Here is a 23,348-nt window from a genome sequence, read left to right on the forward strand (position 1 = left end):
AAACAAATGAAGGTTGTTTTAAAATCCTAATATCATTTTGGCAATAAAAAAGTAAATCAAGATACCTAAAACATCGTTGCTGGTAGTGATAAACGGACCCGTAGCAACCGCTGGGTCAATACCGCGCTTGTGCAGAAGTATCGGGATAAAAGTACCTATCACAGCAGCATTTACAATCACTGTAATGAGTGCTATGGCTACTGTAATACTTACCAAATACTCAGCTTGAAAAGCAAAATGGCTTACTAATATCACTATTCCTGCAATAGTTCCTCCGTTGATGAGTCCTAATAGAAATTCTTTGAGCAACCTCTTGATAAGTTCGCCGTCGATAGAATTATTTGCCAATCCTTGTACTATTATCGCCGATGATTGTACTCCCACATTTCCTGCAGTAGCTTGAATAAGCGGAATAAATATCAATAATATAGGGTAAATCATCATCGTATCCTGAAAACCATTGATAATACTCGCTGCACCTAATCCTCCAAACATTCCAATAAGTAGCCAAGGCAAGCGCGCTTTGGTAAGTTTCCATACACTATCGCTTGCCTCCACATCATTGGTAATACCTGCTGCCAACTGATAGTCTTTTTCAGCTTCTTCTTTTATCACGTCCACCACATCATCAATAGTGATGCGTCCCACAAGGCGTTTCATCTCATCAACTACGGGAATTGCCTCTAAGTCATACTTACTCATTATGTGAGCTACTTCTTCGGCAGTATCAGTAACGTATACATAGTCTACTTTTGGAATATAAATGTCTTTCACTTCTGAACGTGTGGAAGTAGTAAGCAAATCTTTAAGTGAAAGTCGTCCTTTAAGCACATCATTATCATCTACTACATAAATAGAATGCACACGAGTAACGTGAGCCGCCTGTTCGCGCATTTCTTTTACGCATTTTAGCACATTCCAATTCTCATTTACCTTTACAAGTTCCTTCGCCATTAGTCCTCCCGCAGTATCTTCGCCATAACGAAGTAATTCTACGATATCTTTGGCGTGTTCTACGTCCGAGATATGCGAAATAACCTCTGTTTTTCTATCTTCAGGCAGTTCAGAGATGATATCCACCGCATCATCGGTGTCCAACTCGATGATTTCATCGGCAATTTCTTTTGCAGAAAGGTTTTTTAAGATATTCTCACGGTAATCATCGTCTAATTCTGTGAGTACATCTGATGTTTTCTCAGCATCAATTAAACGAATGATGTATACCCCCTCTTCAATATCCAATTCGTGAATGATTTCAGCTATATCGGCATAGTGTAAATCATTTAAGAGAGTTGTAAGTTCTTTATTTTGTTTTTCCTCAATGAGTTTATGGATTTTCTCAATGAGTTCATCTGTTATTTTAAAAGTTGTCATAGTTTTAAGACGTCAAATCGTTAGCTATCAAACTTGATTACTGATTTTTTTAGTAATAAAAACAAACTCTTGCCAAGACAATTGCTCAGGACGTTTATCAAATATAGGGTCTTGTTTTAAATTCTCATCTGTAAGTAGTGGTTTTAGGCTGTTGCGAAGGGTTTTTCGCCGTTGATTGAAAGCCGTTTTCACTACGGTAAAGAATAATCCTTCATCACAATCTAAATGGAAGTCAGCTTTTCGTACTAATCGTATTACACCACTCTTTACTTTGGGCGGAGGATTAAAAACACTCTCTGAAACTGTGAATAAATAGCTCGTTTCATAAAAAGCCTGTACTAAAACTGACAAAATTCCATACGTTTTACTGCCTTCGTGCTCGCATATACGTTCGGCAACCTCTTTCTGAAACATTCCGCTAAACTCAGGAACATATTCTCGCAGTTCAAGTAGTTTAAAAACGATTTGAGTAGAGATATTATAAGGGAAATTACCTATAATAGCAAATGGTTCGGCTAAATAACCCGCTACATCATATTTCAAAAAGTCATCGGCAATTATTTTTCCTCTTAATGCAGGATAATTTGCCTCCAAATAATCTACCGATTCTTTATCGATTTCCACTATGTGCACATCAACACCTTTTTTGAGCAAAAACTGAGTAAGTACCCCCATTCCAGCTCCTATTTCTACTACTTTTTTATAGTTTTTTAGCGATAATGTATCAGCTATTTTCTGTGCAATGTTTAAATCTTTTAAGAAATGTTGTCCTAAATGCTTTTTTGCTTTTACTAATTCCATTTATATATCTTTCAATGAGGCTTTTAGTTGTTCTTTTGCAGAAGTATCGACCTTATTTCCTCATAATGGTCAGTTCCTACCAAAAACACCTTCTTTCTGTCCTTAGACACTATCCTGATTGCCTTATTATGTTTCGTATTATAGATGATACCTGTCGAAGTATACCGTATACCAATGCCATAATACCAAGGAATATCAATGAGTTGAATAGTAGAGACGTCCATTTCTTGAAAATTCATTCGTCTACTCAAAAAACCGATACCAAATGAAGCTGCGATACCATAATCATCAATTACAGTAGTGAGTTTATAGAATACGGCTACTAAAATAGCCACTAATAATAGAATTATTGTCCAACCTCCTTTGTTTTGATAGCCTGAAAGAGCTATAATCCCTATAAAAAGAGCTAAAAAAGACAGTAATATATAAGAAAATTGTGTTTCTTTAAATTCTATAGCTGTTTTCATAATATTATTCTTTTGTGCAATTAAAAAATACACAGAAGCCACACCCTAAAATCTAATAAAAATTTATAAACAAGAAAAAGAACAAATTCTTAACTTTGGTGGCGGGTGGGCTTCTGTGCTAAAATGTCTATATTATTGTGTTACAACTAACTCTTTACGAGTTTACCAATGCTTTCAAGTAGTTGCGGACGGTCAGAAAGGGCTATCTTAGCTACTTCGTAAAATTCCTTCACCCATTTGTTCATCGCCTCAAAGGCTTTGTTCTTATCCTGAGTGGCTTGTTGGTCGATACCGCGCAATTTCACGTATTGCGCACGGAGTTCTTCCACTTTCGCAATGGCTGAAAGCTGTTCATCGGCGACGGATTCGGTAAGTTTGAACCTGTCGAGCGCTGCCCGCTGGGTAGTAGTGGTTTTAATGCCCTCGTAAAGCTTTTTCGTGGTGGCTAAACCTTCCAGATAATCGCGCGACATCGTTCCTTTTAATCCAAATGATACCAGCGCTTCGGGAGATGCTTTTAACGCTACTTTTGCGACCTTGCGATGTTCTTTATATTTGTCGCTCATCGCTTTATAAGCCTTTTCAAACAAGGCTCTTTTCTCTACCGTTTGGCTTGTTTTTGCCAAATTATCGTTATAAGCGGCTTGTGCTTTATCATAAAGCGCTTTACCTACTTTCATAGCCTCTTCATTATATTGATATTCCTCTAACTGAGCTTTCAATTCGGCTATTTCGCTGTAATTGGTAAATAACAAACGCCTGTTTTCAAGTGTTTTTAATTCTGTGCTCTTTTCCTTCATAATATTACATATTTTAAAAGGTCTATAAATTAGTTGAAAAATGTTAAATCATTATGATTTACATTCATTTTTATACCGCAAAAATCCTGCCAAATAACATTGTGCAAGTTATTGTTTTTGTTGGTAGAAAAGTATTCTTTGTAAACTTCTCATATCAATTTAAAATAAGACGATAAACTGTTACATTACTTTCATTTGTAGTTACAATGGCTTATTTTAGTGTTACAATACGCTTTTTACTTATTACTTAATTTTGTTACCTTATTACTTTATTACTTTTTGAGTTTACTTACTTTCGTTTTTCAGTTGCAATACTTTCTTTCGTTGTTACAAATAGATAAAATGCTCTATCAGTTTCTTACTTTCCGGAGTAACAAGATGGCTAAGGTAAGGAAAATAAGGTTAGGCAATAGGACAGCCATCAAAGGTGATAAGCCTCCTGAGGTTTGAGCAAGGGTTCCAAACACACGGTCAAAGAACACAAAGCTAAACCCTACGACTACCCCCACCATTAAGTTGATTCCCATTCCTCCGCGCTTTTTCACCGATGAAACAGCCACGCCGATAAGCGTAAGGATAAAGGCAGTACTTATTGCGCCCCAACGACGGTATTTTACCAACAGATACATATTTAAATTGGGCGAACCTTTCATCTTTTCGCGTTCAATGAACTTGTTTAGCTCAAACAAGTTCTTATTTTCCGCTGTATATTCCATCGGCATTAGGTCATCGGGTTTGAAATTGAATATCGTGTCTAACTGGTCGCGTTTCACTATCACATCGTCGCCCTCCCCTATCTTTCTTTTGGAGTAATTAGTAAGCCGATAGGTTTTCGTGCTGTCTATCCACTGAATCGTTTCGGCATTTATCTTTTCCGTCATCTTAATACCATCAAAATGTTCTACTGAAAAGTTATACCCTCGTTTGTCTTGGTAGTTAAACGAGCTTACATAAAGGTAATCGTTATCAGAAAACTGATTGTAGAGGTCTGAAACGCTTTCCACCTTCGAAGAACGTATATACTTATTCCAAAAATCATTATACACAGTGCTGGCAGCCGGTACAATAAACATTCCCATAAAAAACACTATCACCGAAATGGTACTCGCACCCACGATATACGGACGCAAAAAGCGCATATACGATACACCTGAGCTCTGGATAGCGATTATCTCAGTATTATTGGCTAACTTTGATGTAAACCAGATGATAGAGAGGAATAATAAGATGGGAAACAATATATTGGCGAAATAAACGATAAAACTGAGGTAATACCACAGTATTTCGTTCATCGGAGCGCCTTTTTGTATCATCTTATCTACTTTTTCAGATAAATCTACAATAATTCCGATAGGAATAAAGAGAATTATCATCATAAAAAAGGTAAGAAGATAGCGTTTTAAGATGTACCAGTCGAGTATTTTCATTTTTTTGTTTTTTAAACCTCCCCCTATCCCCCTCCAAAGGGGAATTAGCGACGCAAAAGCGTTTTTATCAGAAGTATATTAATTAATTTAATTTGTTTAAAGACGATTTGACATATCAGTAACCATTTTTGTCTTCCACGTAAGGAAAGTACCCGCTACAATTTGTCGGCGAGCTTCCCTCACAAGCCATAAATAGAAACCAAGATTGTGAATTGAAGCGATTTGTTTGCCCAAAAACTCATTAGCAGCGAATAAATGACGTAAATAGGCTTTCGTGTAATAGGTATCTACGTAAGTATGTCCATCAGGGTCTATGGGCGAGAAATCATCTTCCCATTTTTTGTTTTTAATATTGATAATTCCTTTTGCAGTAAAGAGCATTCCGTTGCGAGCATTGCGCGTGGGCATTACACAATCCATCATATCCACTCCCAAAGCAATATTTTCCAATATATTAACGGGTGTACCCACTCCCATAAGGTATCGAGGCTTGTTTTTGGGGAGAATATCGCATACAAGTTCGGTTATTTCATACATTTGTTCTACGGGTTCGCCTACTGATAGCCCCCCGATAGCGTTTCCGTCGGCATTTTTACTTGCAATATATTCGGCAGACTGTGTACGAAGGTCTTTATAGACTGACCCTTGTACTATCGGAAATAAACTTTGATGATAACCGTATTTAGGAGGTACTTTTTCGAGGTGAGCAATGCATCTATCGAGCCACCTATGCGTGAGATGCATTGAACGTTTTGCATAACCGTATTCACAAGGATAAGGCGTGCATTCATCAAAAGCCATCATAATATCAGCACCTATACTGCGCTCTATTTCCATTACTTTTTCGGGTGAAAAAACGTGAAAAGAGCCATCGATATGGCTTTTGAACTTTACACCTTCTTCTTTTATCTTTCGGTTGGCAGCCAATGAATATACTTGATAACCACCGCTATCGGTAAGTATGTTTCTATCCCAATTAATAAACTTATGTAAGCCTCCTGCTTTTTCCAAAATGGGTGTTTGAGGTCGTAAATAGAGATGATAGGTGTTTCCCAAGATGATATCGGCATTAATATCGTCTTTCAGTTCGCGTTGGTGTACTCCTTTCACGCTTCCCACCGTTCCCACAGGCATAAAAATGGGGGTTTCAATCACGCCGTGGCTGGTAGTAATCTTCCCAGCACGTGCTTTAGTATGTTCGTCTGTTTTTAGTATTTCAAAATCCATAGTTGAAACATTTTCGGGCGCAAAGGTAGGGAAGAATTAGCAAATTAGCAAATTAGAAAAGTTAGCAAATAGGCTAATATCTCTTTCAGAATAACTGAGTAAAGGTGTAAATAGCCAAACCTACTAATCCGCCTACCAAAGTGCCATTGATACGGATAAATTGGAGGTCTTTACCTACTTCCAATTCAAGTTTTTCGCTCAATTCGCGTCCCTCCCAGTTCTCCACCGTATGACTGATGAGTTTCCCCACTTCCTCTTTGTTTTTTAGCACAAACTGATAGGCAGTTTTCTGTACCCAAGCGTCTATTTGGTGTTGCAGCTGGGCATTTTGGCGGAGTTCATCGGTGAGGCGCTCCGTAGCGGTGCGCAATAGCTTTGCAAGATGTTGTTCCCACTCAGGAGTATTGAGTTTTTCAGCAAATTCATATAATTGCGCTGTAATTTCAGCCCTGATAGGGTGTGTTTCATCTTCTGATGCTTTTACAACTAACTGATAAAGCCCATTGCTTACCTTCCGAGTAATTGTATCTTTAATAAACGATGGTACAAGAGGAGGAAATTGGCTGTCAATTTCGTGTTGCACCAGCTCTTGATGTTCGGCGAGGTAAATAGCTACCTTTTCAAAAGCTTTTCGAAGGAATTTCTGATGTTTATTCTCGTCTAAAAAAGTGGTGAGTACTTCGCTTGTTTTTGCATTGAGAGGTATTTTTCTTACAAAAGTTTCTATCTGGTGAGGAGTACTTTCTTTCGAGAGCCACTCAACTATAAATGATGATACTTTAATATCGGTGATGTAAGGACGTATCTGTTTAGGTTTAAGGAAATTCTCCACGACGAAATCACCTAAATTCTCCCCGATGTCATTCTTTCTTTCCTCAATGAGGTTGGTATGTGGAATATTTAATCCTAATGGTTTGTGAAAGAGTGCTGTTACTGCAAACCAATCGGCAAGCGCTCCTACCATAGCGGCTTCGGAAAAAGCCTTTATATAACCTATAAAAGTGAGTTCGGGAGCTTTTTTGTGCCATACCACCATTGCCATATAAATGATGAGCATCAAAACAAAGAGCCCCGTAGCTATATTCTTGTGGTGTTGTAGTTTTTGGCGCTTGGAACTGTTCATAAATTATCAGTTTTTCAAGCGCAAAGGTACGAAGAAAAGTGGGAAAAATAAAAAAGTTAAGTAATATAAATTGTCAGATAGAAATTATTGCCTATCTTTGCATCAGTTTATTCTAACTGATTTGTATTTAACCCTTAACTATAAAAAAAATGAAAAAGCACTTTTTAATAACATTAGTCGTAGGAATAATTGCTTTACTTACTCTTTCATTTGTACAGCAAGCAACTGTTAAAAAATACAAATGCCTCATACAACTCACCAATTACAAGGGTGAAGGAGCCTACATAGTAGTTTCACTCATCAATCCCGAAGGTAAATATGAGCAAACACTACAAATTCTTGGAGATGATCCTGAATGGTACGACGATCTTACTCAATGGTGGAAGTTTTATGGTAAACGCCAGACAATTGATGGGATTACGGGAGCTACCATTAGCGGAGGAGAACGCGCTGTAAAGATACTTACAATTGATGATAGTAAACTGAACAAGGGCTACAAAATACGTTTTGAGACTGCTGTTGAAGATGAATATTACTATGCTAAAGATGCTGAAGTAGAATTTAAAACCGAGAACCTTAACACTAAAATTGAAGGTAAAGGATATATCCGTTATGTGAGATTAATGCCTAACGATTGACAATCACCTTAAAGAAATTATGAGTAAAGAAATTATTTTAGACCGGTTATGGGCATTAGAAGACTCTCCTTATAGAGATTTTACAGCGAATTTGATTCCCACTGTGGAGAAATCTCGTATTATAGGGGTTAGGACACCTGCAATGCGAACGTTGGCTAAAGAATTAGTAAAGCATTACCCCACTGAGGCAATGTCTTTTTTAGAAGAGCTACCTCATTATTATTATGAGGAGAATAATCTACACGGTTTTATCATTGAACAGCTAAAAGATTTTGATAAAGCAATGCAATATACAGAGCGGTTTCTCCCCTATATTGATAATTGGGCTACGTGTGATACTTTTGCCCCTAAAATCTTCTTGAAATACCCCGAAGAGACATTAAAACACATCAAACAATGGATTACAAGCAAAGAAACCTATACAGTACGTTACGGAATTGGGGTGTTATTGTCTAATTATTTAGATGCTCTTTTTAAGGAAGAATACTTAACCTGGGTAGCAAAAATTACCTCAGATGAATATTACATAAATATGATGATAGCGTGGTACTTTGCCACTGCTTTAACAAAACAATATGAAACAACAATCCCTTACATAGAATCAAAAACACTTTCTCCTTTTATTCAAAATAAGAGTATACAAAAAGCAAGAGAAAGCCGTCGTATTTCCGAAGATACTAAAAAATATTTGTTACAGTTTAAACTCTAATTTTGTTCTTCTCTTTCAAAAAAACTAAATACACTCCCTCCATATTTCTTCGCTTGTGAGAAAAATGGCTGTTCTGATAAATCTGTTTTAGACGAATGTTCAATAATGAGCATTCCATTTTCAGTAAGTAAGTTTTGATTGAAGACAATATCGGCAATAGTAACAAACTTTTCAATCGGGAAATCATACGGAGGGTCAGCAAAGATAACATCAAACTGCTGAGTAGTACGTTTTAAATATTCATATACATCGGCTTTAAGTGCTGTAATAGGGTAGACTAATTCACGTGCTATTTTATTGATAAATTGCACACAACCGTTATGGTTATCAACTGATAATACTGAGGGGCAACCTCTACTGGCAAACTCATAGCTAATATTTCCTGTTCCTGCAAAAAGGTCGAGTACAGAAAGTTCTTCAAAATAATAATAGTTATTGAGTATATTAAAAAGAGCTTCCTTCGCAAAATCGGTAGTAGGGCGAACTGGCAATTTATTAGGTGCTATAAGCTGTTTCCCTTTATTCTTCCCTGATATTATTCTCATAAAGATTAACCTTTTTATTGAACAGTTTCCCTCACTGTTAAACTCTGCATTACCTCGTTCATAGCTTCTTGGGTAAAGGATAAACTCATTAATTATTCTTCCGTTTCTTTCATTGTGTGGTACACCTGTTGCACGTCCTCATCTTCCTCTATCTTCTCGAGAAGTTTCTCCACATCGGCTTGTTCTTCAGGGGTAAGTTCTTTCGTTACTTGTGGAATACGCTCAAAGCCTGACGATAAGATTTCTATGTTACGGCTTTCTAACTCTTTTTGGATAGCTCCAAAGCTCTCAAATGGCGCATAGATGAGGATACCGTCTTCGTCTACGAACACTTCTTCTGCTCCGAAGTCTATCATTTCGAGTTCCAACTCTTCGGGGTCTATCCCATTGCCATTAATACGGAAGTTACAAGTGTGGTCGAACATAAACTCCACTGACCCCGATGTACCTAAAGTACCATTACACTTGTTAAAATAACTGCGAATATTAGCTACGGTACGGTTGTTATTGTCGGTTGCCGTTTCTATGAGTACAGCAATACCGTGAGGAGCATAGCCTTCAAAAAGAACTTCTTTATAGTTTGCAGTATCTTTTTCAGTTGCTTTTTTGATGGCACGCTCAATATTTTCTTTAGGCATATTGGCGGCTTTGGCATTCTGTATCACGGCACGCAAACGCGAGTTACTCTCAGGGTGAGGACCTCCTTCTTTCACTGCCATTACGATGTCTTTCCCTAAACGGGTAAATGTTTTTGCCATTGCTGCCCAACGCTTAAATTTACGGGCTTTTCTAAATTCAAATGCTCTTCCCATTTTTATTTTAGTTATTAGTTATTAGTTTGTTATCTGTCTGTTCTGTTGTTTTAATCAAAATTTGGTTATTCACAAAGTGTAAAGGTGTCTCAGGAAAGTCAAGATGAGTAAGGCGTTTCATCTCGTTAAACACCTTGCAATCATTATCGAGTTTTAATCCTTTCACTTTCGACTGTTTCACTGAAATCACATTGGCATAAAGAAAATTGCCTTTGCAGTCAATCTTAATATCAAGCAAAGGAGCAATACCATTAACTCCTTGCAGATTAAAATGCCCATAAGTATTGAAATTTCCCATACTATAAGCGATAAACTTTCTATTGTACACTTCCACCGCGCGGGTAACGTGAGGCCCGTGCCCCAATACAATATCGGCACCTGCGTCTATTACCGAGTGCGCAAACTTATACACATTCCCCCTATTCTCACCGAAGAAAAACTCATCAGCTCTCGGTACGCGTGTATTTTTAGAACCTTCAGCGCCTCCGTGGAAAGAAACAATGAGGATATCCGCCTGTGGGCGCAATTCCTTTACCAAATCGGTTGCTTGTTCTATGTTATTTATCGATAGCATATTGCTATTGGGTGAAAAAGCACAAAAACCGTACTTTATGCCTTCTTTCTCAAATACAACCGACTTTTTTTCTACTGGTCCTGCGTGGTATATACCCACCTTATCGAGTATCTTAGCCGTATTGCGCCGTCCTTTTTCACCAAAGTCATTGGCGTGATTATTAGCAGTACTCATCAGGTTAAAACCTGCTTCCTTAATGATTTTCGCATAGCGGTTGGGCATACGGAAAACATAGCAAGGGCTCTCTTCTGTATCCTTGCACTTCTCCAAATCGCCACTCTTGCACTTCTCCGAATCGCCACTATCGAGTATCGCTCCTTCTAAATTTCCGAACACAATATCACCTTTCAGATAGGGTTTTACGTATTTAAAACTGTTCATCGCATCGTCCTTAGGCAAATAACCAGCAGGAAAACCGGAGCCTATCATCACATCGCCAACGGCTATTATGGTAAGCGTATCTTTGGTACGAACGAGTAAGGTATCAACAGTAGTATGCACCAAACTATCTATTTGGGCTGTAGCATATCCACTAAAACTTAATGCTATTAACAATAAGATTCTCTGCATCTTATCCTTTATTTTTCGGCAATCACATCAATTCCTCCTTTTACGGTCTGATTAAGTTGTACATTTATTTTCGTCCCCAAAGGCAAATACACGTCTACACGCGACCCAAATTTGATAAATCCAGCATCTTCGCCTTGTACTACTGTTTCTCCCACTTTGGCATAATTCACAATGCGTTTAGCCAATGCTCCCGCTATTTGTCGGTATAACACTTCACCGAACACAGGGTTATCTACCACTATGGTAGTACGTTCATTCTCTTCCGAAGCCTTAGGGTGCCACGCTACCAAATACTTTCCCGGGTGATACTCGCTATAAGTAACCTTTCCGCCTAAAGCATAACGAGTTACGTGCACATTCACAGGCGACATAAAAATCGATACCTGCAAACGTTTATCTTTAAAATATTCTTTCTCAAACACTTCTTCTATCACCACCACCTTACCGTCTACGGGAGCGATAATATGCTGGTCATTTTTAGGCGTAATGCGTTTAGGATTTCTAAAGAACTGCAATATAGCTATCAAAAATAAAAAAGCTACTATCTGTATAAGCTTTTTAAGCCACAGTATATCAATAAAATAATGCGCTATAAGCGATATACCTATCACGGCGAATAGCGTAATGAGAATAATCTTAAAACCTTCCTTGTGAAACATTGTATGCAATTATTTTAGGGTGCAAAGATACGAAAGAATTAACAAATTGCAACGCACAATAAATATTTTTCAACCATAATTCTTGGTCTTCCCTATTTTTTTACTACTTTTGCCCTCTGACATTAAAACTTTAATAACTATTGCATTTTTTTTGGCATATCGGCAATTTTAACATTTTTTCCTCAATGTCGAAAATTGAAGTTTTTACCAATTGAAATACAGCTTAATAAGACGTTAGCTTCGGCTTACCTTCGTCTTAGGTTCGTCTTTCCTTCGTCTTAGCTTCGCTCTAACACCATCTAAACGGCAGAGTAGCTGTAACTCTTATTTAACTGATTAATAAATATTTAATATTTTTCATAGTAATAAAGATAAAGAAGTGTTTTAATCAATTTTTTTGAAGAAAATGCACGGTTTTTATATATTTTAACATTTTTTTCTCAGTTTTCTAATCAGTACTCCACTTTAATAGATAATACTGATAATCAATTATATTTAATGAATTACATAGAATACACTTTTACCATTACCCCTATGGGGGTTGCTTCTGAAATATTAGTTGCCGAACTCGCCGAAGTAGGCTTCGAGAGCTTTGTAGATACCGAAACCGGTTTGCAGGCTTATATACAAGAACCCTTTTGGAATGCTAATATACTCTCTGACATACAGATACTTCACAGCGAGGAGTTCCAAATTACTTACACATATCAAACTATTGAACAGGTGAACTGGAATGAGGAATGGGAAAAACACTTCGAGCCTATCACCGTAGACGATGAGTGTACTGTACGTGCTACCTTTCACCCCGAAGCACATACCCCTTATGAAATTGTTATCGACCCTAAGATGAGTTTCGGTACTGGTCATCACGAAACTACTTATATGATGTTGCAATTTCTTTTAAAGGAAGAACTCAAAGGCAAAAAGGTGCTCGATATGGGTTGTGGCACAAGCGTACTCGCTATTATGGCAGCCAAACGCGGTGCTACTGAGGTACTCGCCATTGATGTAGACGAATGGTGTGTAGAGAACTCCACAGAAAACGTAGAACGCAATGGTTGTAAGCACATCAAAGTACAGTTGGGAGATGCTTCTTCACTGGCTAATGAAAAAGACTTCGACCTTATTATTGCGAATATCAACCGTAATATTCTCTTAAACGATATACCACAGTATGTACCAGCTCTCAAAACAGGAGGCGCTCTCTTGCTCAGTGGTTTTTACAAGGAAGATATACCTCTTATCCGCGAAAAAGCGGAAGCATACGGTTTGCAATACATCGAGAACTTAGAACGCAACAACTGGGTAGCAGTAAAATTCAAAAAACAAGCCTAATGAATACTTTTGCCGATAGAATTATCAACTTCAACACACATTTAGAGTACAACCAATCCTTGCCTAAGGATTTTGATGTGCTGAATCCTTATATGGATAACCCTGAAACTATGGAGGTAATGCGTGCTTTTTATCACAAATTCTACAACGATAACCGTCAGCGGAAATTCATTATAGGCATCAATCCCAGCCGACACGGGGCAGGAGTTACAGGCGTTCCTTTTACTGATACCAAGCGATTAGAAAGCGAGTGTGGCATTACAATGAAGTCGGCACATACACACGAAGTATCATCGGTTTTTATGTATGATATGATAAAAGCATACGGTGGAGTCACTAAGTTCTACAATGATTTTTATATCAATTCTCCTTTCCCTTTGGCTATTGTGCGAAAAGCCTCGGACGGCAAATGGCTCAATGCTAATTATTACGATGAAGAAGCACTCTTCAAATCATTAAAGGATTATATGATAGAAACTTTAAAAAAGCATATCGCCTTAGGAGTAGACACTCAAAAGGTGTTCGTATTAGGCAAAAAGAACGCTACTTTCTTACAAAAATTGAATAAAGAAGCTACTTTATTTGGTGAAATGGTAGTATTAGAGCATCCTCGCTTTATCCAACAGTATAAATCAAAAGAAAAACAGCTGTATATCGATAAGTTTTTGACGAGTTTTGGAATATAGACAATGAAGCAATACGATGTTTTGGTGATAGGTAGCGGACTTTCGGGGCTCTTTTCGGCTTTGCTCTTGGCTAAAGCAGGAAAGAAAGTGTGTATATTGGAGAAAAATGAGCAGTATGGGGGTAACCTGCAAACTTTTGTGCGCAATAATACGCTGTTTGATACAGGAGTGCATTACATAGGAAGTCTCGCAGAAGGTCAGGTGTTATACGAATATTTTAAAGATGTAGGTATTGCCACTCATCTTTCGGTAGAACGCCTTGATATAAACGGCTACGACCGTATTTGTTTTGGCGATACACCTAACGTAATGTATCCTCACGCTCAAGGTTATGAGAACTTCGTACAACAACTCCTCTCCTACTTCCCTAATGAGAAGAAAGCCTTAGAAGAGTACGCCCACACAATGCAATCTATTTGCGATAAGTTTCCACTCTACCGCCATAAACAAGCCGTAGCCGATTACGATGTGCATACGCTTTCCTTAAAACTCTTAGACTTCCTCAACGGTATCACAACTAACGACCGACTCAAAGCAGTACTCTTAGGCTCTAACTTTCTCTATGGAGGCGCTGATGAACAGACACCTTTATACGTGCACGCACTATCGGTCAATTCATATATAGAAAGCGCTTGGCGACTCACACAAGGTGGTAGCCAAATCACCAACTTGCTTATTGAAAAATTGCGCCAATACGGTGCTGACCTTTTCAACCAAAGGGAGGTCATAGGCTTTGAATACAGTGAAGGGAATACTATCAACACAGTACTCACCAAACAAGGAGAGCAGTTTGTTGCAAAACAAATCATCTCGGCTATAGATGTAAAGCAACTACTCAACATCACAGGCAAAACACCTTTTAAGCCTTCTTTTTGCAAACGCGTGCAGGGCTTACAACCTACGGTTGCTGCCTTTTCATTGCATTTGGTACTCAAACCAAATGCTTTTCGCTACTTGCCCTATAATGTGTATTGGTTTAAGGATAATAACAGTGTCTACCACGCTACTAATTACCCTACTAACAACTTTCCGCTTTCGTATATGCTCTCTATGAATCCACCAAAGGACAGCAGGGAGTATACTGATAATGTTACTATCCTCACCTATATGAACACTGATGAACTGCAACGCTGGCAAGATAGTTTCACGACCAACACCGAGGGCAACCCAAGAGGCAACCAGTATGAAGTTTTCAAAAGTCAGCGTGCTATGGATTTATTAGATGTAGTTGCTCAACAATTTCCTACACTCAAAAGTGCTATTGCTCATTACTACACCTCTACACCGCTTACTTACCGCGATTATATAGGCAACCCCACGGGAGCATTGTACGGCTACAAAAAAAACGCTAACCATATAATGGAAAGCGTTTTTATGCCACAAACTCACATCAAGAATTTGTATGTTACAGGGCAGAGTGTTGCAATGCACGGATTAGTAGGAGTTACTATCAGTGCGGTGCTCACCTACCAAATTTTGATGCGGTCTTCAGGTTTTTTATAGAGTTTATCACCTTCTTTTACATCAAAGGCTTTATACCAAGCGTCTACATTCACAAGCGGACCGAATGAACGGAAATATCCTGGGCTATGAGGGTCAGTTTTTACTTGGTTTGTAAGGTATTTATCAGTAGAAAGCGTACGCCATACGGTACCCCAAGAGATAAAGAAACGTTGTTCTTGAGTGAAGTTGCTTATTTTACCTACATTGCCTTTGTCTTTTAAGTACATTTGCAAAGCATCAAAAGCGATATTCACCCCACCGAGGTCAGCTATGTTCTCACCACTGGTGAAAGTACCATTTACAAATACACCTTTTACGGGTTCGTATTGGTCGTATTGTTTAGCAAGGGCTTTGGTAGCGTTCTCAAAGTTCTTTTTATCTTCAGGAGTCCACCAATTTTTTAGATTACCATCGCCGTCAAATTCAGCGCCACTATCGTCAAATCCGTGTGTCATTTCGTGACCTATTACAGCACCAATACCACCGAAGTTCACCGCAGGGTCGGCTTCGAAATTGAAGAAAGGAGGTTGTAAGATAGCCGCAGGGAAAACGATTTCATTATACAACGGATTGTAATACGCATTCACCGTTTGAGGCGACATACCCCATTTAGTTTTATCTACAGGCTTGCCTACTTTTTCCAAACTCTTTTGGTAAGCCCATTCACTCACGCGTTGCAAGTTAGCAAAATACACCGTTTTAGCAGCCGGTTCAATGGTTAGTTTAGAGTAATCTTCCCACTTATCAGGGTAACCTACCTTCACAGTAAATTTATTAAGTTTAGCCAAAGCCTTTTCCTTAGTAGCGTCTGACATCCAAGTTACATCTTTGATGTGTTGCGCAAAGCTCTTTTTCAGATAATCTACCAAAGTAACCATTTCTTCTTTAGCTTTAGGTGGAAAATACTTTTCTACATACAATTTACCAAAGGCTTCACCCAAAATACCATTGATCACACTTAGAGCGCGTTTGTTCATTGGACGTTGTTCTTGTTGTCCTTGCAACTCCTTGTTGTAGAAGTTAAAAGAAAGCTCATCGAGTTCTTTGGTAAGGTTGCTCGCATTATCAGCTACTAATTGATATTTGAGGTAATCTTTGATAAGAGGCAAGTTCTTTTCGTTGATAAACTTATCGTATTGTTTGTACAAACGAATTTCAGAAACAACTACTTTATCAGTGTTCACCCCTACGTTTTTAAGAAACTGAGGTAGATTGAGGTTCTTCACTAATTTGCTAAGCTCAGCCATTGTTTGAGGGTTGTAGCTAAGGTTAGGATTGCGGTCTTCCTCATTGGTGAGCATTAGTTTGGCTACCGAGCGTTCAAAATCTACCATTTGTTTAGCTTTCTCAGCGGCTTTGTCGTCTTTAAGCACTTTGAAGATAGCCTTTACATAATCTTGATACTTTTGTAAAGCCTCAGTATTCTCCTTGTTGTCTTTTTGATAGTAATCGCGCCCCATACCGATGCTAAAGTTGCCGAGATACACAGTATTCATATTAGAATCCTTCATATCGGCATATACCCCCCAAGCGCAGATAGGGTTTTCGCCCTCGCGAGTTACCTCTTCCAAATACTTTTGAAGGTCTGTGAGGTTTTTAATAGCCTCAATCTTATTCAAATAACCTTCAATAGGTTTAAGCCCTTCGGCATCGCGCTTTTTCCAATCGATAAACGATTCGTAGAGGTCTTTTATTTTCTGACCTTCAGTACCTTGAGCAAAGTTTTCCTTAAGGAGATTATCCAAGATGAGCAAGCAATTCTCATCGGTTTTCTCGCGTAGGATATGGAAAGAGCCCCACGTAGGTTTATCAGCTGGTATTTTGGCAGTTTTAGCCCAAGTGCCGTTCACATAGTTGTAAAAATCATCTTGCGGACGTACCGTAGTGTCCATTTCAGCAAGGGAAAGCCCCTTGTCAGCATTTTTGTCTGTCATTGCATTTTCTGATTTTTTGTTATTTCCGCCACAAGCAACAATGAGTGCTGCCGACGAAAACAACAGTGCGGTTTTTACTGTTTTTCTCATCATCTTGTATAATGTTTTTGTTTAATGAAGCAAAGGTAAAAAATAATTAGCAATTAACAATAAAAAATATAAAAAAAGCTTTGCTAAACCTTGTAAGAGTTTTTAGCAAAGCTTTCTTTTTTCTTATCTTAGATAAGCCATTACTTAATACTGAAATTCAAACCTTTGTGTTCTCCCAATCCGTAATAATGTTTAAAATTATAGATGAGCGGTTCCCACTCTAATGGATTGATTTTATTACCTTCCATTACCAAATGGTCTTCAGCGTGTACTTGCACAAATTCCAATTCTACAAGTACATAAGCATCACGGTCATTCACGTTTTTCACTTTAGCTTCTGCCTGAATAGGACATTCGGCAATACGCGGAGGGCGTACTTTTTCTGAAGGTAATTGAGTAAATCCTCCAAAACTAAACTTGTCGTCAGTATAAGTGTATTTACCCATTTTTTGAGGAGGCACAGGGTTTTGAGCGGTATAAGGGGCAATTGCCTCTACTTTTTCCCACATAGCTGCCGTAGGGAGGTTAAAAACTACCTCGGGCACTTCCATCACATTATGATAAGCCTTGTTTAGTTTTACAAGCGCTATCACAGCATTCGCACCTAAAGTAAAGGTGCTTGAAATAGGCGTTACATCGGCGTTTCCATCTTTATCAGTAGTAGTAAGAAGTACTACAGGAAACCCGTAATAAAACATAGTTGGTAAAAAAGACTTCATACTATTTTTTTATTTTGGCACAAAAGTACAAAATCTAATTGGAAAAACAATAAATATTTATCAAAAAGTTTTCATATTTATTATTCTTACCGTACTAATTTCTTATACTTAATACGAGTAGGTGTTACTTCTTTGCCAAGTCGTTTTTTCTTATTCTCTTCATACTCTGAAAAGCTACCTTCAAAGAAATACACTTGTGAGTCACCTTCAAAAGCTAAGATATGAGTACAAATACGGTCTAAAAACCAACGGTCGTGTGAAATTACTACTGCACAACCTGCAAAGTTCTCTAAACCTTCTTCTAAGGCGCGAAGAGTATTTACGTCTAAATCGTTGGTAGGCTCGTCTAACAGTAATACGTTACCCTCTTCTTTAAGAGTCATTGCCAAGTGTAAACGGTTGCGTTCTCCTCCTGAAAGAGTAGCTACTTTTTTATTTTGTTCGCTACCTCCAAAGTTAAATCTACTGAGATAAGCACGAGAGTTCACTTGTCTACCTCCCATCATAATGAGGTCTTGCCCACCAGAGAAGTTCTCCCATATAGACTTCTCAGGGTCTATTTGTTTGTGAGTTTGATCTACATAAGCTATCTTCACCGTATCACCTACCAGAAACTCACCACTATCGGGCTGTTCTTCACCCATTATCATACGGAAGATAGTAGATTTACCTGCTCCATTAGGACCTATCACTCCTACTATTCCTGCTTGAGGAAGCACAAAGTTTAAATCATCATAGAGTAGTTTATCACCAAAAGCTTTGGCTACGTGACGTGCTTCTATTACATTAGTTCCTAAACGAGGTCCGTTAGGGATATATATTTCTAACTTTTCTTCTAATTGTTTTTGGTCTTCATTGAGCAGACGGTCATAATTCTGCAAACGTGCTTTTTGTTTGGCTTGACGTCCTTTAGCTCCTTGACGTACCCATTCGAGCTCACGCTCCAATACTTTCTGACGTTTGTTTTCAGTTTTCTGTTCTTGAGCCAAACGTTTAGCTTTTTGTTCGAGCCAAGAAGAGTAATTGCCCTTCCAAGGAATTCCTTCTCCACGATCGAGCTCTAATATCCACCCCGCTACATTGTCTAAAAAATAACGGTCGTGGGTAACGGCTATGACTGTACCTGCATATTGTTGCAGATGCTGTTCTAACCACAATACCGATTCTGCATCGAGGTGGTTAGTTGGCTCGTCGAGTAACAAAATATCGGGTTGTTGCAAGAGTAGACGGCAGAGTGCCACCCTACGGCGTTCTCCTCCCGAAAGCACTTTAATAGGCGTATCGGGCTCAGGGGTACGGAGGGCTTCCATCGCTACTTCTAACTGATTGTCGAGTTCCCAAGCATTCAAGGCATCTATCTTGTCTTGTAACTCGGCTTGCTTATCCATCAGCTTTTGCATCTTATCGGGGTCAGAATAGTTTTCCTCGAGCCCAAAAAGGTCGTTGATATGATTGAATTCCTCTAAGAGCTTTACAGTTTCGGCTACTCCTTCGCGTACTACTTCAATAACAGTTTTATCATCATCAAGATGAGGTTCTTGTTCGAGATAGCCTACGGTATAATTAGGAGCAAATACTACTTCTCCTTGATAGTTTTTATCTATTCCTGCAATAATTTTTAGCAGAGAGGATTTACCAGAGCCATTAAGCCCTAAAATACCGATTTTGGCTCCATAGAAGAAACTTAGGTAAATATCTTTGAGTACCTGTTTATTAGTAGATGAATAGGTTTTGCTTACCTTATTCATTGAAAAGATTATCTTTTTATCGTCTGCCATAGTTTAGTGAAAAGTAAAAAATGAATGGTAAATGAAATCATTAAAGATTCTTATTATTACAAGTGCAAAAATATAAAAACAATACCAAGTAAACAAATTTTGGCTCGCACGCACTTGTAAACTGTAAAATTAAACTTCTATAATTAATTGAATTACAAGTTTATAATAAAAAAATATACCTTATGCTATAAAAATAATTGCTAAAAATTTGGTTTATATTATAAACTAACTTATATTTGCAGCGAATTTATAACATTAAACATTTTAACATTATGGACTTACAAGTATCCGACAGCTTGAAAATCATTCAGTCTGTCATCAATCAACGAAAACAAAAGTACGAAGAGAACGGTTTCTTCCTTATCTTTTGGAGTGTACTTATTATGCTTGCAGGTGTACTGCAGTTTGCGATGCTTATCACCAACTATTATCCCAAACAATCAGGATTTGTATGGTTGATATTAATGCCTCTTGGCTTTGTGGTGAACTTCATTATCAAATACAAAGAAAAGAAAGTTGCTACACAGAAAAACTACGTCGATTGGTTAGATTGGATATGGGCAGTTGCAGGCATTAATGCAATTTTTGCTTTTTTAGTACCTTTGAGCCCTTTTGGCAAATTTCAAATAGCCATTTTGGTCATTTATCTGCCTTTTGCTTTTGTAGCTTTAGCAATGGCATTACAAATGAAAATGAAACTCTGGATAGCAACATCGTTGGTAGCTTTGTTGTTAATTTATGCAGGTATATTTGTGCCTTTTAGTTATGAAATCTATTTGCCTTTGCTATGCGTAGTATTAGCAGCCTTATTGTTCTTAGTGCCTGGCATTCAATTTCATAACAAATATAAAAAGAGAAGTAATGTTCGCTGATTTAGACCCTATTTTGCACTCACAGCTTCGTTTGGCTATCGTCTCACTTTTGGTTTCAGAAGAAAAGGCTGATTTTGCTCGTATTAAAGAAGTTACTAAGGCTACCTCTGGTAATATTTCTGTGCAAATCCAGAAGTTAGAGACTGCTGGGTATATCACTGTTAAAAAATCTTTTAAAGACAACTACCCCAATACCGAAGTTCAGCTCACCAAAGAAGGTCTTTTAGCTTTTGAGCGATATGTAGAGGCACTAAAAAGCTATATTAGCCGTTAGTCGTTAGTTTCTAACCACTAACGGCTAATATTAAATAATCGATATGTCTCCTTTGCCTTCACGCAATACTTTAGGAGCATCTCCTGAAAGGTCTATAACTGTGGAAGCTACATTATCGCCATAACCGCCGTCAATCACCAAATCTACTTTGTTTTGCCATTTTTCGAAAATAAGTTCTGGATCGGTGGTATATTCTATCACATCATCTTCATCATAAATAGAGGTAGATACAATAGGATTCCCTAATTTCTCTACAATTGTACGAGCTATTAAATTATCGGGGACACGAATACCCACTGTTTTTTTCTTCTTAAAATCTTTAGGCAAATTATTATTACCTTGCATAATGAAAGTATAAGGACCAGGTAAAGTACGTTTCAACAACTTAAAAGTACTTGTATCTATTTGTTTTACGTAATCTGATAGGTTCTTTAAATCAGAACACACAAAAGAGAAGTTTGCTTTTTCGAGCTTTACTCCTTTGATACGTGCAATCTTTTCAAGAGCTTTAGTGTTAGTAATATCACAGCCCAATCCGTAAACTGTGTCGGTAGGATAAATAATCAATCCTCCACGACGAAGGACTTCTACTACCCTATTTATATCTTTTTCATTGGGATTTTCGTTATATAGTTTTATAAACTCAGCCATTTTTCAATGATTAACAGTTAGTAATTAATTCTTATAGTGGTAAATTTGCAGTAAGAGATAAGCTTTTCGTCTTGATTTGTTACTTTTATTTCCCATAACTGGAGCGTTCTACCTGCATTCACACATATTGCCTTAGCATAGAGTGTATCTCCTACCCTACCTGCTCGCACGTGATTAGCACTTAGTTCTATACCTCGTATCTGCTCTCCTTCTTCTCGATAGAGCAAATAAGCTCCTAAACTCCCTGCAGTTTCTGCCAGCGCAAGTGTAGCCCCCCCGTGAAGAACCCCGTCTATCTGAGTAACGCGTTCGGTAACTGGCATACTAAGAGTAATAGTACTTTCAGTAATTTCAGCAATTTCCATTTGCCAATCACGCATTAAATTATTAGGCGGTAGTGTTTCCCACAGTTGTCGCAAGGTTTCTTTATTCATATGATTTGGTAAAAACTTTAAGAGTTTACAAAAGTATAAGCGGTGATTTCCTAAGGATTCATTTCTTTTGCTTTAATTTTATCTAATAAAGTGCGATATTCATCAGCTAAATAAAACTGAGTGCCAATAGCATCAAAAATAGCATCTTGTGTAAGTACCCATTGCGGTACTTCGTCAGGTATTTTACCATCGTTACTATCAAAATAGTCTTGGCGCCACTGTTTACTATCGTAATAAGCTACCAACTGGTCATACTCAGGTTGAATTGCTTTCCATTCTTCCAATACTTCTTGAGCTTTGGTAAGAGTATTTTCTAATTTAGCAAGAATGTCGTTCATCTTGCTAATATTCTCATATCGTTTGTTCATAGCTAATTCAAAAAAAAGTTAGTTTATTGTTTTAATTAATGCTATCGTATTCGATGATAAACACTTCTTCGTCGTCGTGTTTGAGATAGTATATTTCACGTCCTAACTTCTCTTTACCTTCTTCGGTGTAAAGAGATTGAAGTTCTTTTTTATCTTTTTCAATCTCCCTTTTAAGGAACTGTTTTTGCTTATTGAGTTTTTCTCTTTCTTTATTGAGTTCGTGGTGAGTTAATATAGAATTAGCATCAAAGAAAGTCATCCATATTATAAAAAAGAATAATATGGCAAGATATAGTTTATAGCCCTTCAATAAAGATAGATATTCAAGTAACTTTTTCATTATTTTTGAAATATACGGTTATGCACTATTGTTTTAATGATATCAATAGCTACTTTATTGCGCTTATTATTAGGAATAATGATATCGGCGAATTCTTTAGCAGGTTCAATAAACTCTAAATGCATAGGTTTTAAGGTGGTTTGATAGCGATTGAGTACTTCATTCACATCACGACCTCTCTCGGTTGTATCGCGTTTGATACGACGTATAAGTCGTTCATCAGAATCGGCGTGTACAAATATTTTAATATCAAAAAGCTCACGGATATCGGGGTGTGCAAAGATAAGAATACCTTCTACAATTACTACTTTGGTAGGTTTAACTAAAATGGTTTCGTTAGTACGGTTGTGTTCTACGAATGAATAAGTAGGACTTTGAATATCTTTTCCTTCTCTTAATGCTAATAAATGTTCTTTAAGTAAATCAAAATCGATAGAGTTGGGATGGTCGAAATTGATTTTGGTACGGTCAGAAAAGCTAAGATAACTCAAATCTTTATAGTAAGAATCTTGTGAAATAACGGTAACTTCCTCGCCTGAGAGTTCTTTAATAATTTGATTAACAACAGTTGTTTTACCACAACCTGTTCCTCCTGTAATTCCTATGATAAGCATCTTTGATGTATTTTGGGGCAAAAG

At 37.7% G+C, this 23,348-nt stretch carries 26 protein-coding genes; 7 read left to right on the forward strand and 19 right to left on the reverse strand.

Translation table 11 applies throughout. The features are described 5' to 3' along the window. Nucleotides 1–18 precede the first annotated feature (18 nt). The 7 genes from mgtE to AM608_RS02455 form a co-directional block, all read right to left on the reverse strand. Nucleotides 19–1,374, reverse strand: a complete 1,356-nt coding sequence (gene mgtE, locus AM608_RS02425; RefSeq protein WP_009417199.1) for a magnesium transporter — start codon at nucleotides 1,372–1,374, stop codon at nucleotides 19–21. A gap of 27 nt (nucleotides 1,375–1,401) precedes the next feature. Next, nucleotides 1,402–2,175, reverse strand: coding sequence for a 16S rRNA (adenine(1518)-N(6)/adenine(1519)-N(6))-dimethyltransferase RsmA (gene rsmA / locus AM608_RS02430; protein ID WP_053580646.1), 774 nt, complete (start codon nucleotides 2,173–2,175; stop codon nucleotides 1,402–1,404). Between the two features lie 23 nt (nucleotides 2,176–2,198). Next, nucleotides 2,199–2,642 (reverse strand): hypothetical protein, encoded by a 444-nt coding sequence (locus AM608_RS02435; RefSeq protein ID WP_053581820.1) that lies wholly within the window; start codon nucleotides 2,640–2,642, stop codon nucleotides 2,199–2,201. A gap of 146 nt (nucleotides 2,643–2,788) precedes the next feature. Further along, nucleotides 2,789–3,442, reverse strand: a complete 654-nt coding sequence (locus AM608_RS02440; protein WP_053580647.1) for a hypothetical protein — start codon at nucleotides 3,440–3,442, stop codon at nucleotides 2,789–2,791. Nucleotides 3,443–3,792: 350 nt separating this feature from the next. Further along, the gene (locus AM608_RS02445) at nucleotides 3,793–4,869 is read right to left on the reverse strand and encodes an LptF/LptG family permease (protein ID WP_053580648.1); all 1,077 of its coding nucleotides are present in this window, start codon (nucleotides 4,867–4,869) and stop codon (nucleotides 3,793–3,795) included. 96 nt (nucleotides 4,870–4,965) lie between these two features. After that, a complete protein-coding gene (gene tgt, locus AM608_RS02450) occupies nucleotides 4,966–6,096 on the reverse strand; it encodes a tRNA guanosine(34) transglycosylase Tgt (RefSeq protein ID WP_016479530.1) in 1,131 nt (376 codons plus the stop codon). An 85-nt stretch (nucleotides 6,097–6,181) separates the two neighbouring features. Then, nucleotides 6,182–7,219 carry a DUF445 domain-containing protein gene (locus AM608_RS02455; RefSeq protein ID WP_053580649.1) on the reverse strand — a complete coding sequence of 346 codons (1,038 nt, stop codon included), beginning with the start codon at nucleotides 7,217–7,219 and terminating at the stop codon, nucleotides 6,182–6,184. A 149-nt stretch (nucleotides 7,220–7,368) separates the two neighbouring features. Here AM608_RS02455 and AM608_RS02460 point away from each other — a divergent pair, with 149 nt between their 5' ends. Then, entirely contained in the window at nucleotides 7,369–7,857 is a 489-nt protein-coding gene (locus AM608_RS02460) for a DUF2271 domain-containing protein (protein ID WP_053580650.1), read from the forward strand. Between the two features lie 19 nt (nucleotides 7,858–7,876). Beyond that, on the forward strand, nucleotides 7,877–8,566 hold the full coding sequence (locus AM608_RS02465) for a DNA alkylation repair protein (protein ID WP_053580651.1): 690 nt from the start codon (nucleotides 7,877–7,879) through the stop codon (nucleotides 8,564–8,566). On the opposite strand, the gene AM608_RS02470 is transcribed toward AM608_RS02465, so the two are convergent. The 4 genes from AM608_RS02470 to AM608_RS02485 all read right to left on the reverse strand — a co-directional run bounded on the left by AM608_RS02470 (nucleotide 8,563) and on the right by AM608_RS02485 (nucleotide 11,726). Further along, nucleotides 8,563–9,111: an RsmD family RNA methyltransferase gene (locus AM608_RS02470; protein ID WP_053580652.1), complete on the reverse strand. Its 549-nt coding sequence runs from the start codon at nucleotides 9,109–9,111 to the stop codon at nucleotides 8,563–8,565. The genes AM608_RS02465 and AM608_RS02470 overlap by 4 nt on opposite strands. Nucleotides 9,112–9,203: 92 nt before the next feature. Further along, complete coding sequence (locus AM608_RS02475; RefSeq protein ID WP_016479526.1) at nucleotides 9,204–9,923, reverse strand: YebC/PmpR family DNA-binding transcriptional regulator; 720 nt, start codon at nucleotides 9,921–9,923, stop codon at nucleotides 9,204–9,206. Nucleotides 9,924–9,930: 7 nt separating this feature from the next. Next, nucleotides 9,931–11,067: a CapA family protein gene (locus tag AM608_RS02480; RefSeq protein WP_053580653.1), complete on the reverse strand. Its 1,137-nt coding sequence runs from the start codon at nucleotides 11,065–11,067 to the stop codon at nucleotides 9,931–9,933. Between the two features lie 8 nt (nucleotides 11,068–11,075). After that, nucleotides 11,076–11,726 carry a phosphatidylserine decarboxylase family protein gene (locus AM608_RS02485; protein WP_053580654.1) on the reverse strand — a complete coding sequence of 217 codons (651 nt, stop codon included), beginning with the start codon at nucleotides 11,724–11,726 and terminating at the stop codon, nucleotides 11,076–11,078. A gap of 498 nt (nucleotides 11,727–12,224) precedes the next feature. Here AM608_RS02485 and prmA point away from each other — a divergent pair, with 498 nt between their 5' ends. Genes prmA through AM608_RS02500 form a run of 3 tightly spaced genes read left to right on the forward strand, consistent with a single transcriptional unit; the run spans nucleotide 12,225 to nucleotide 15,250 of the window. After that, the gene (gene prmA, locus AM608_RS02490; RefSeq protein ID WP_053580655.1) at nucleotides 12,225–13,061 is read left to right on the forward strand and encodes a 50S ribosomal protein L11 methyltransferase; all 837 of its coding nucleotides are present in this window, start codon (nucleotides 12,225–12,227) and stop codon (nucleotides 13,059–13,061) included. Further along, the gene (locus tag AM608_RS02495; protein WP_053580656.1) at nucleotides 13,061–13,747 is read left to right on the forward strand and encodes an SMUG2 DNA glycosylase family protein; all 687 of its coding nucleotides are present in this window, start codon (nucleotides 13,061–13,063) and stop codon (nucleotides 13,745–13,747) included. The genes prmA and AM608_RS02495 overlap by 1 nt, the downstream gene beginning before the upstream one ends. Nucleotides 13,748–13,750: 3 nt before the next feature. After that, nucleotides 13,751–15,250, forward strand: coding sequence for an NAD(P)/FAD-dependent oxidoreductase (locus AM608_RS02500; protein WP_053580657.1), 1,500 nt, complete (start codon nucleotides 13,751–13,753; stop codon nucleotides 15,248–15,250). Here the strand turns inward: AM608_RS02500 and AM608_RS02505 are convergent. The 3 genes from AM608_RS02505 to ettA all read right to left on the reverse strand — a co-directional run bounded on the left by AM608_RS02505 (nucleotide 15,214) and on the right by ettA (nucleotide 19,771). Then, the gene (locus AM608_RS02505; RefSeq protein WP_053580658.1) at nucleotides 15,214–17,277 is read right to left on the reverse strand and encodes a M13 family metallopeptidase; all 2,064 of its coding nucleotides are present in this window, start codon (nucleotides 17,275–17,277) and stop codon (nucleotides 15,214–15,216) included. The genes AM608_RS02500 and AM608_RS02505 overlap by 37 nt on opposite strands. A gap of 137 nt (nucleotides 17,278–17,414) precedes the next feature. Next, the gene (locus AM608_RS02510; protein WP_053580659.1) at nucleotides 17,415–17,993 is read right to left on the reverse strand and encodes a flavin reductase family protein; all 579 of its coding nucleotides are present in this window, start codon (nucleotides 17,991–17,993) and stop codon (nucleotides 17,415–17,417) included. Between the two features lie 86 nt (nucleotides 17,994–18,079). Then, nucleotides 18,080–19,771 (reverse strand): energy-dependent translational throttle protein EttA, encoded by a 1,692-nt coding sequence (ettA, locus tag AM608_RS02515; RefSeq protein WP_053580660.1) that lies wholly within the window; start codon nucleotides 19,769–19,771, stop codon nucleotides 18,080–18,082. Between the two features lie 272 nt (nucleotides 19,772–20,043). Here ettA and AM608_RS02520 point away from each other — a divergent pair, with 272 nt between their 5' ends. Beyond that, complete coding sequence (locus tag AM608_RS02520; protein WP_009751456.1) at nucleotides 20,044–20,643, forward strand: hypothetical protein; 600 nt, start codon at nucleotides 20,044–20,046, stop codon at nucleotides 20,641–20,643. Further along, entirely contained in the window at nucleotides 20,633–20,917 is a 285-nt protein-coding gene (locus AM608_RS02525) for a transcriptional regulator (protein WP_009751459.1), read from the forward strand. Before AM608_RS02520 ends, AM608_RS02525 begins: the two co-directional genes overlap by 11 nt. Before the next feature lie 30 nt (nucleotides 20,918–20,947). Here AM608_RS02525 and AM608_RS02530 read toward each other — a convergent pair whose 3' ends face one another. Genes AM608_RS02530 through udk form a run of 5 tightly spaced genes read right to left on the reverse strand, consistent with a single transcriptional unit; the run spans nucleotide 20,948 to nucleotide 23,324 of the window. Beyond that, nucleotides 20,948–21,568, reverse strand: a complete 621-nt coding sequence (locus AM608_RS02530; RefSeq protein WP_015782995.1) for an L-threonylcarbamoyladenylate synthase — start codon at nucleotides 21,566–21,568, stop codon at nucleotides 20,948–20,950. A gap of 17 nt (nucleotides 21,569–21,585) precedes the next feature. Beyond that, on the reverse strand, nucleotides 21,586–22,002 hold the full coding sequence (locus tag AM608_RS02535; protein ID WP_009750555.1) for a PaaI family thioesterase: 417 nt from the start codon (nucleotides 22,000–22,002) through the stop codon (nucleotides 21,586–21,588). 50 nt (nucleotides 22,003–22,052) lie between these two features. After that, on the reverse strand, nucleotides 22,053–22,370 hold the full coding sequence (locus AM608_RS02540) for a DUF4298 domain-containing protein (protein ID WP_002672205.1): 318 nt from the start codon (nucleotides 22,368–22,370) through the stop codon (nucleotides 22,053–22,055). A gap of 31 nt (nucleotides 22,371–22,401) precedes the next feature. Further along, complete coding sequence (locus tag AM608_RS02545; RefSeq protein WP_002672207.1) at nucleotides 22,402–22,710, reverse strand: septum formation initiator family protein; 309 nt, start codon at nucleotides 22,708–22,710, stop codon at nucleotides 22,402–22,404. Further along, a complete protein-coding gene (gene udk, locus AM608_RS02550; protein WP_002672209.1) occupies nucleotides 22,710–23,324 on the reverse strand; it encodes a uridine kinase in 615 nt (204 codons plus the stop codon). Before udk ends, AM608_RS02545 begins: the two co-directional genes overlap by 1 nt. Between the last annotated feature and the right edge of the window lie 24 nt (nucleotides 23,325–23,348).

Source organism: Capnocytophaga sp. oral taxon 323, from assembly GCF_001278825.1.
Taxonomy (GTDB): Bacteria; Bacteroidota; Bacteroidia; order Flavobacteriales; family Flavobacteriaceae; genus Capnocytophaga; species Capnocytophaga ochracea.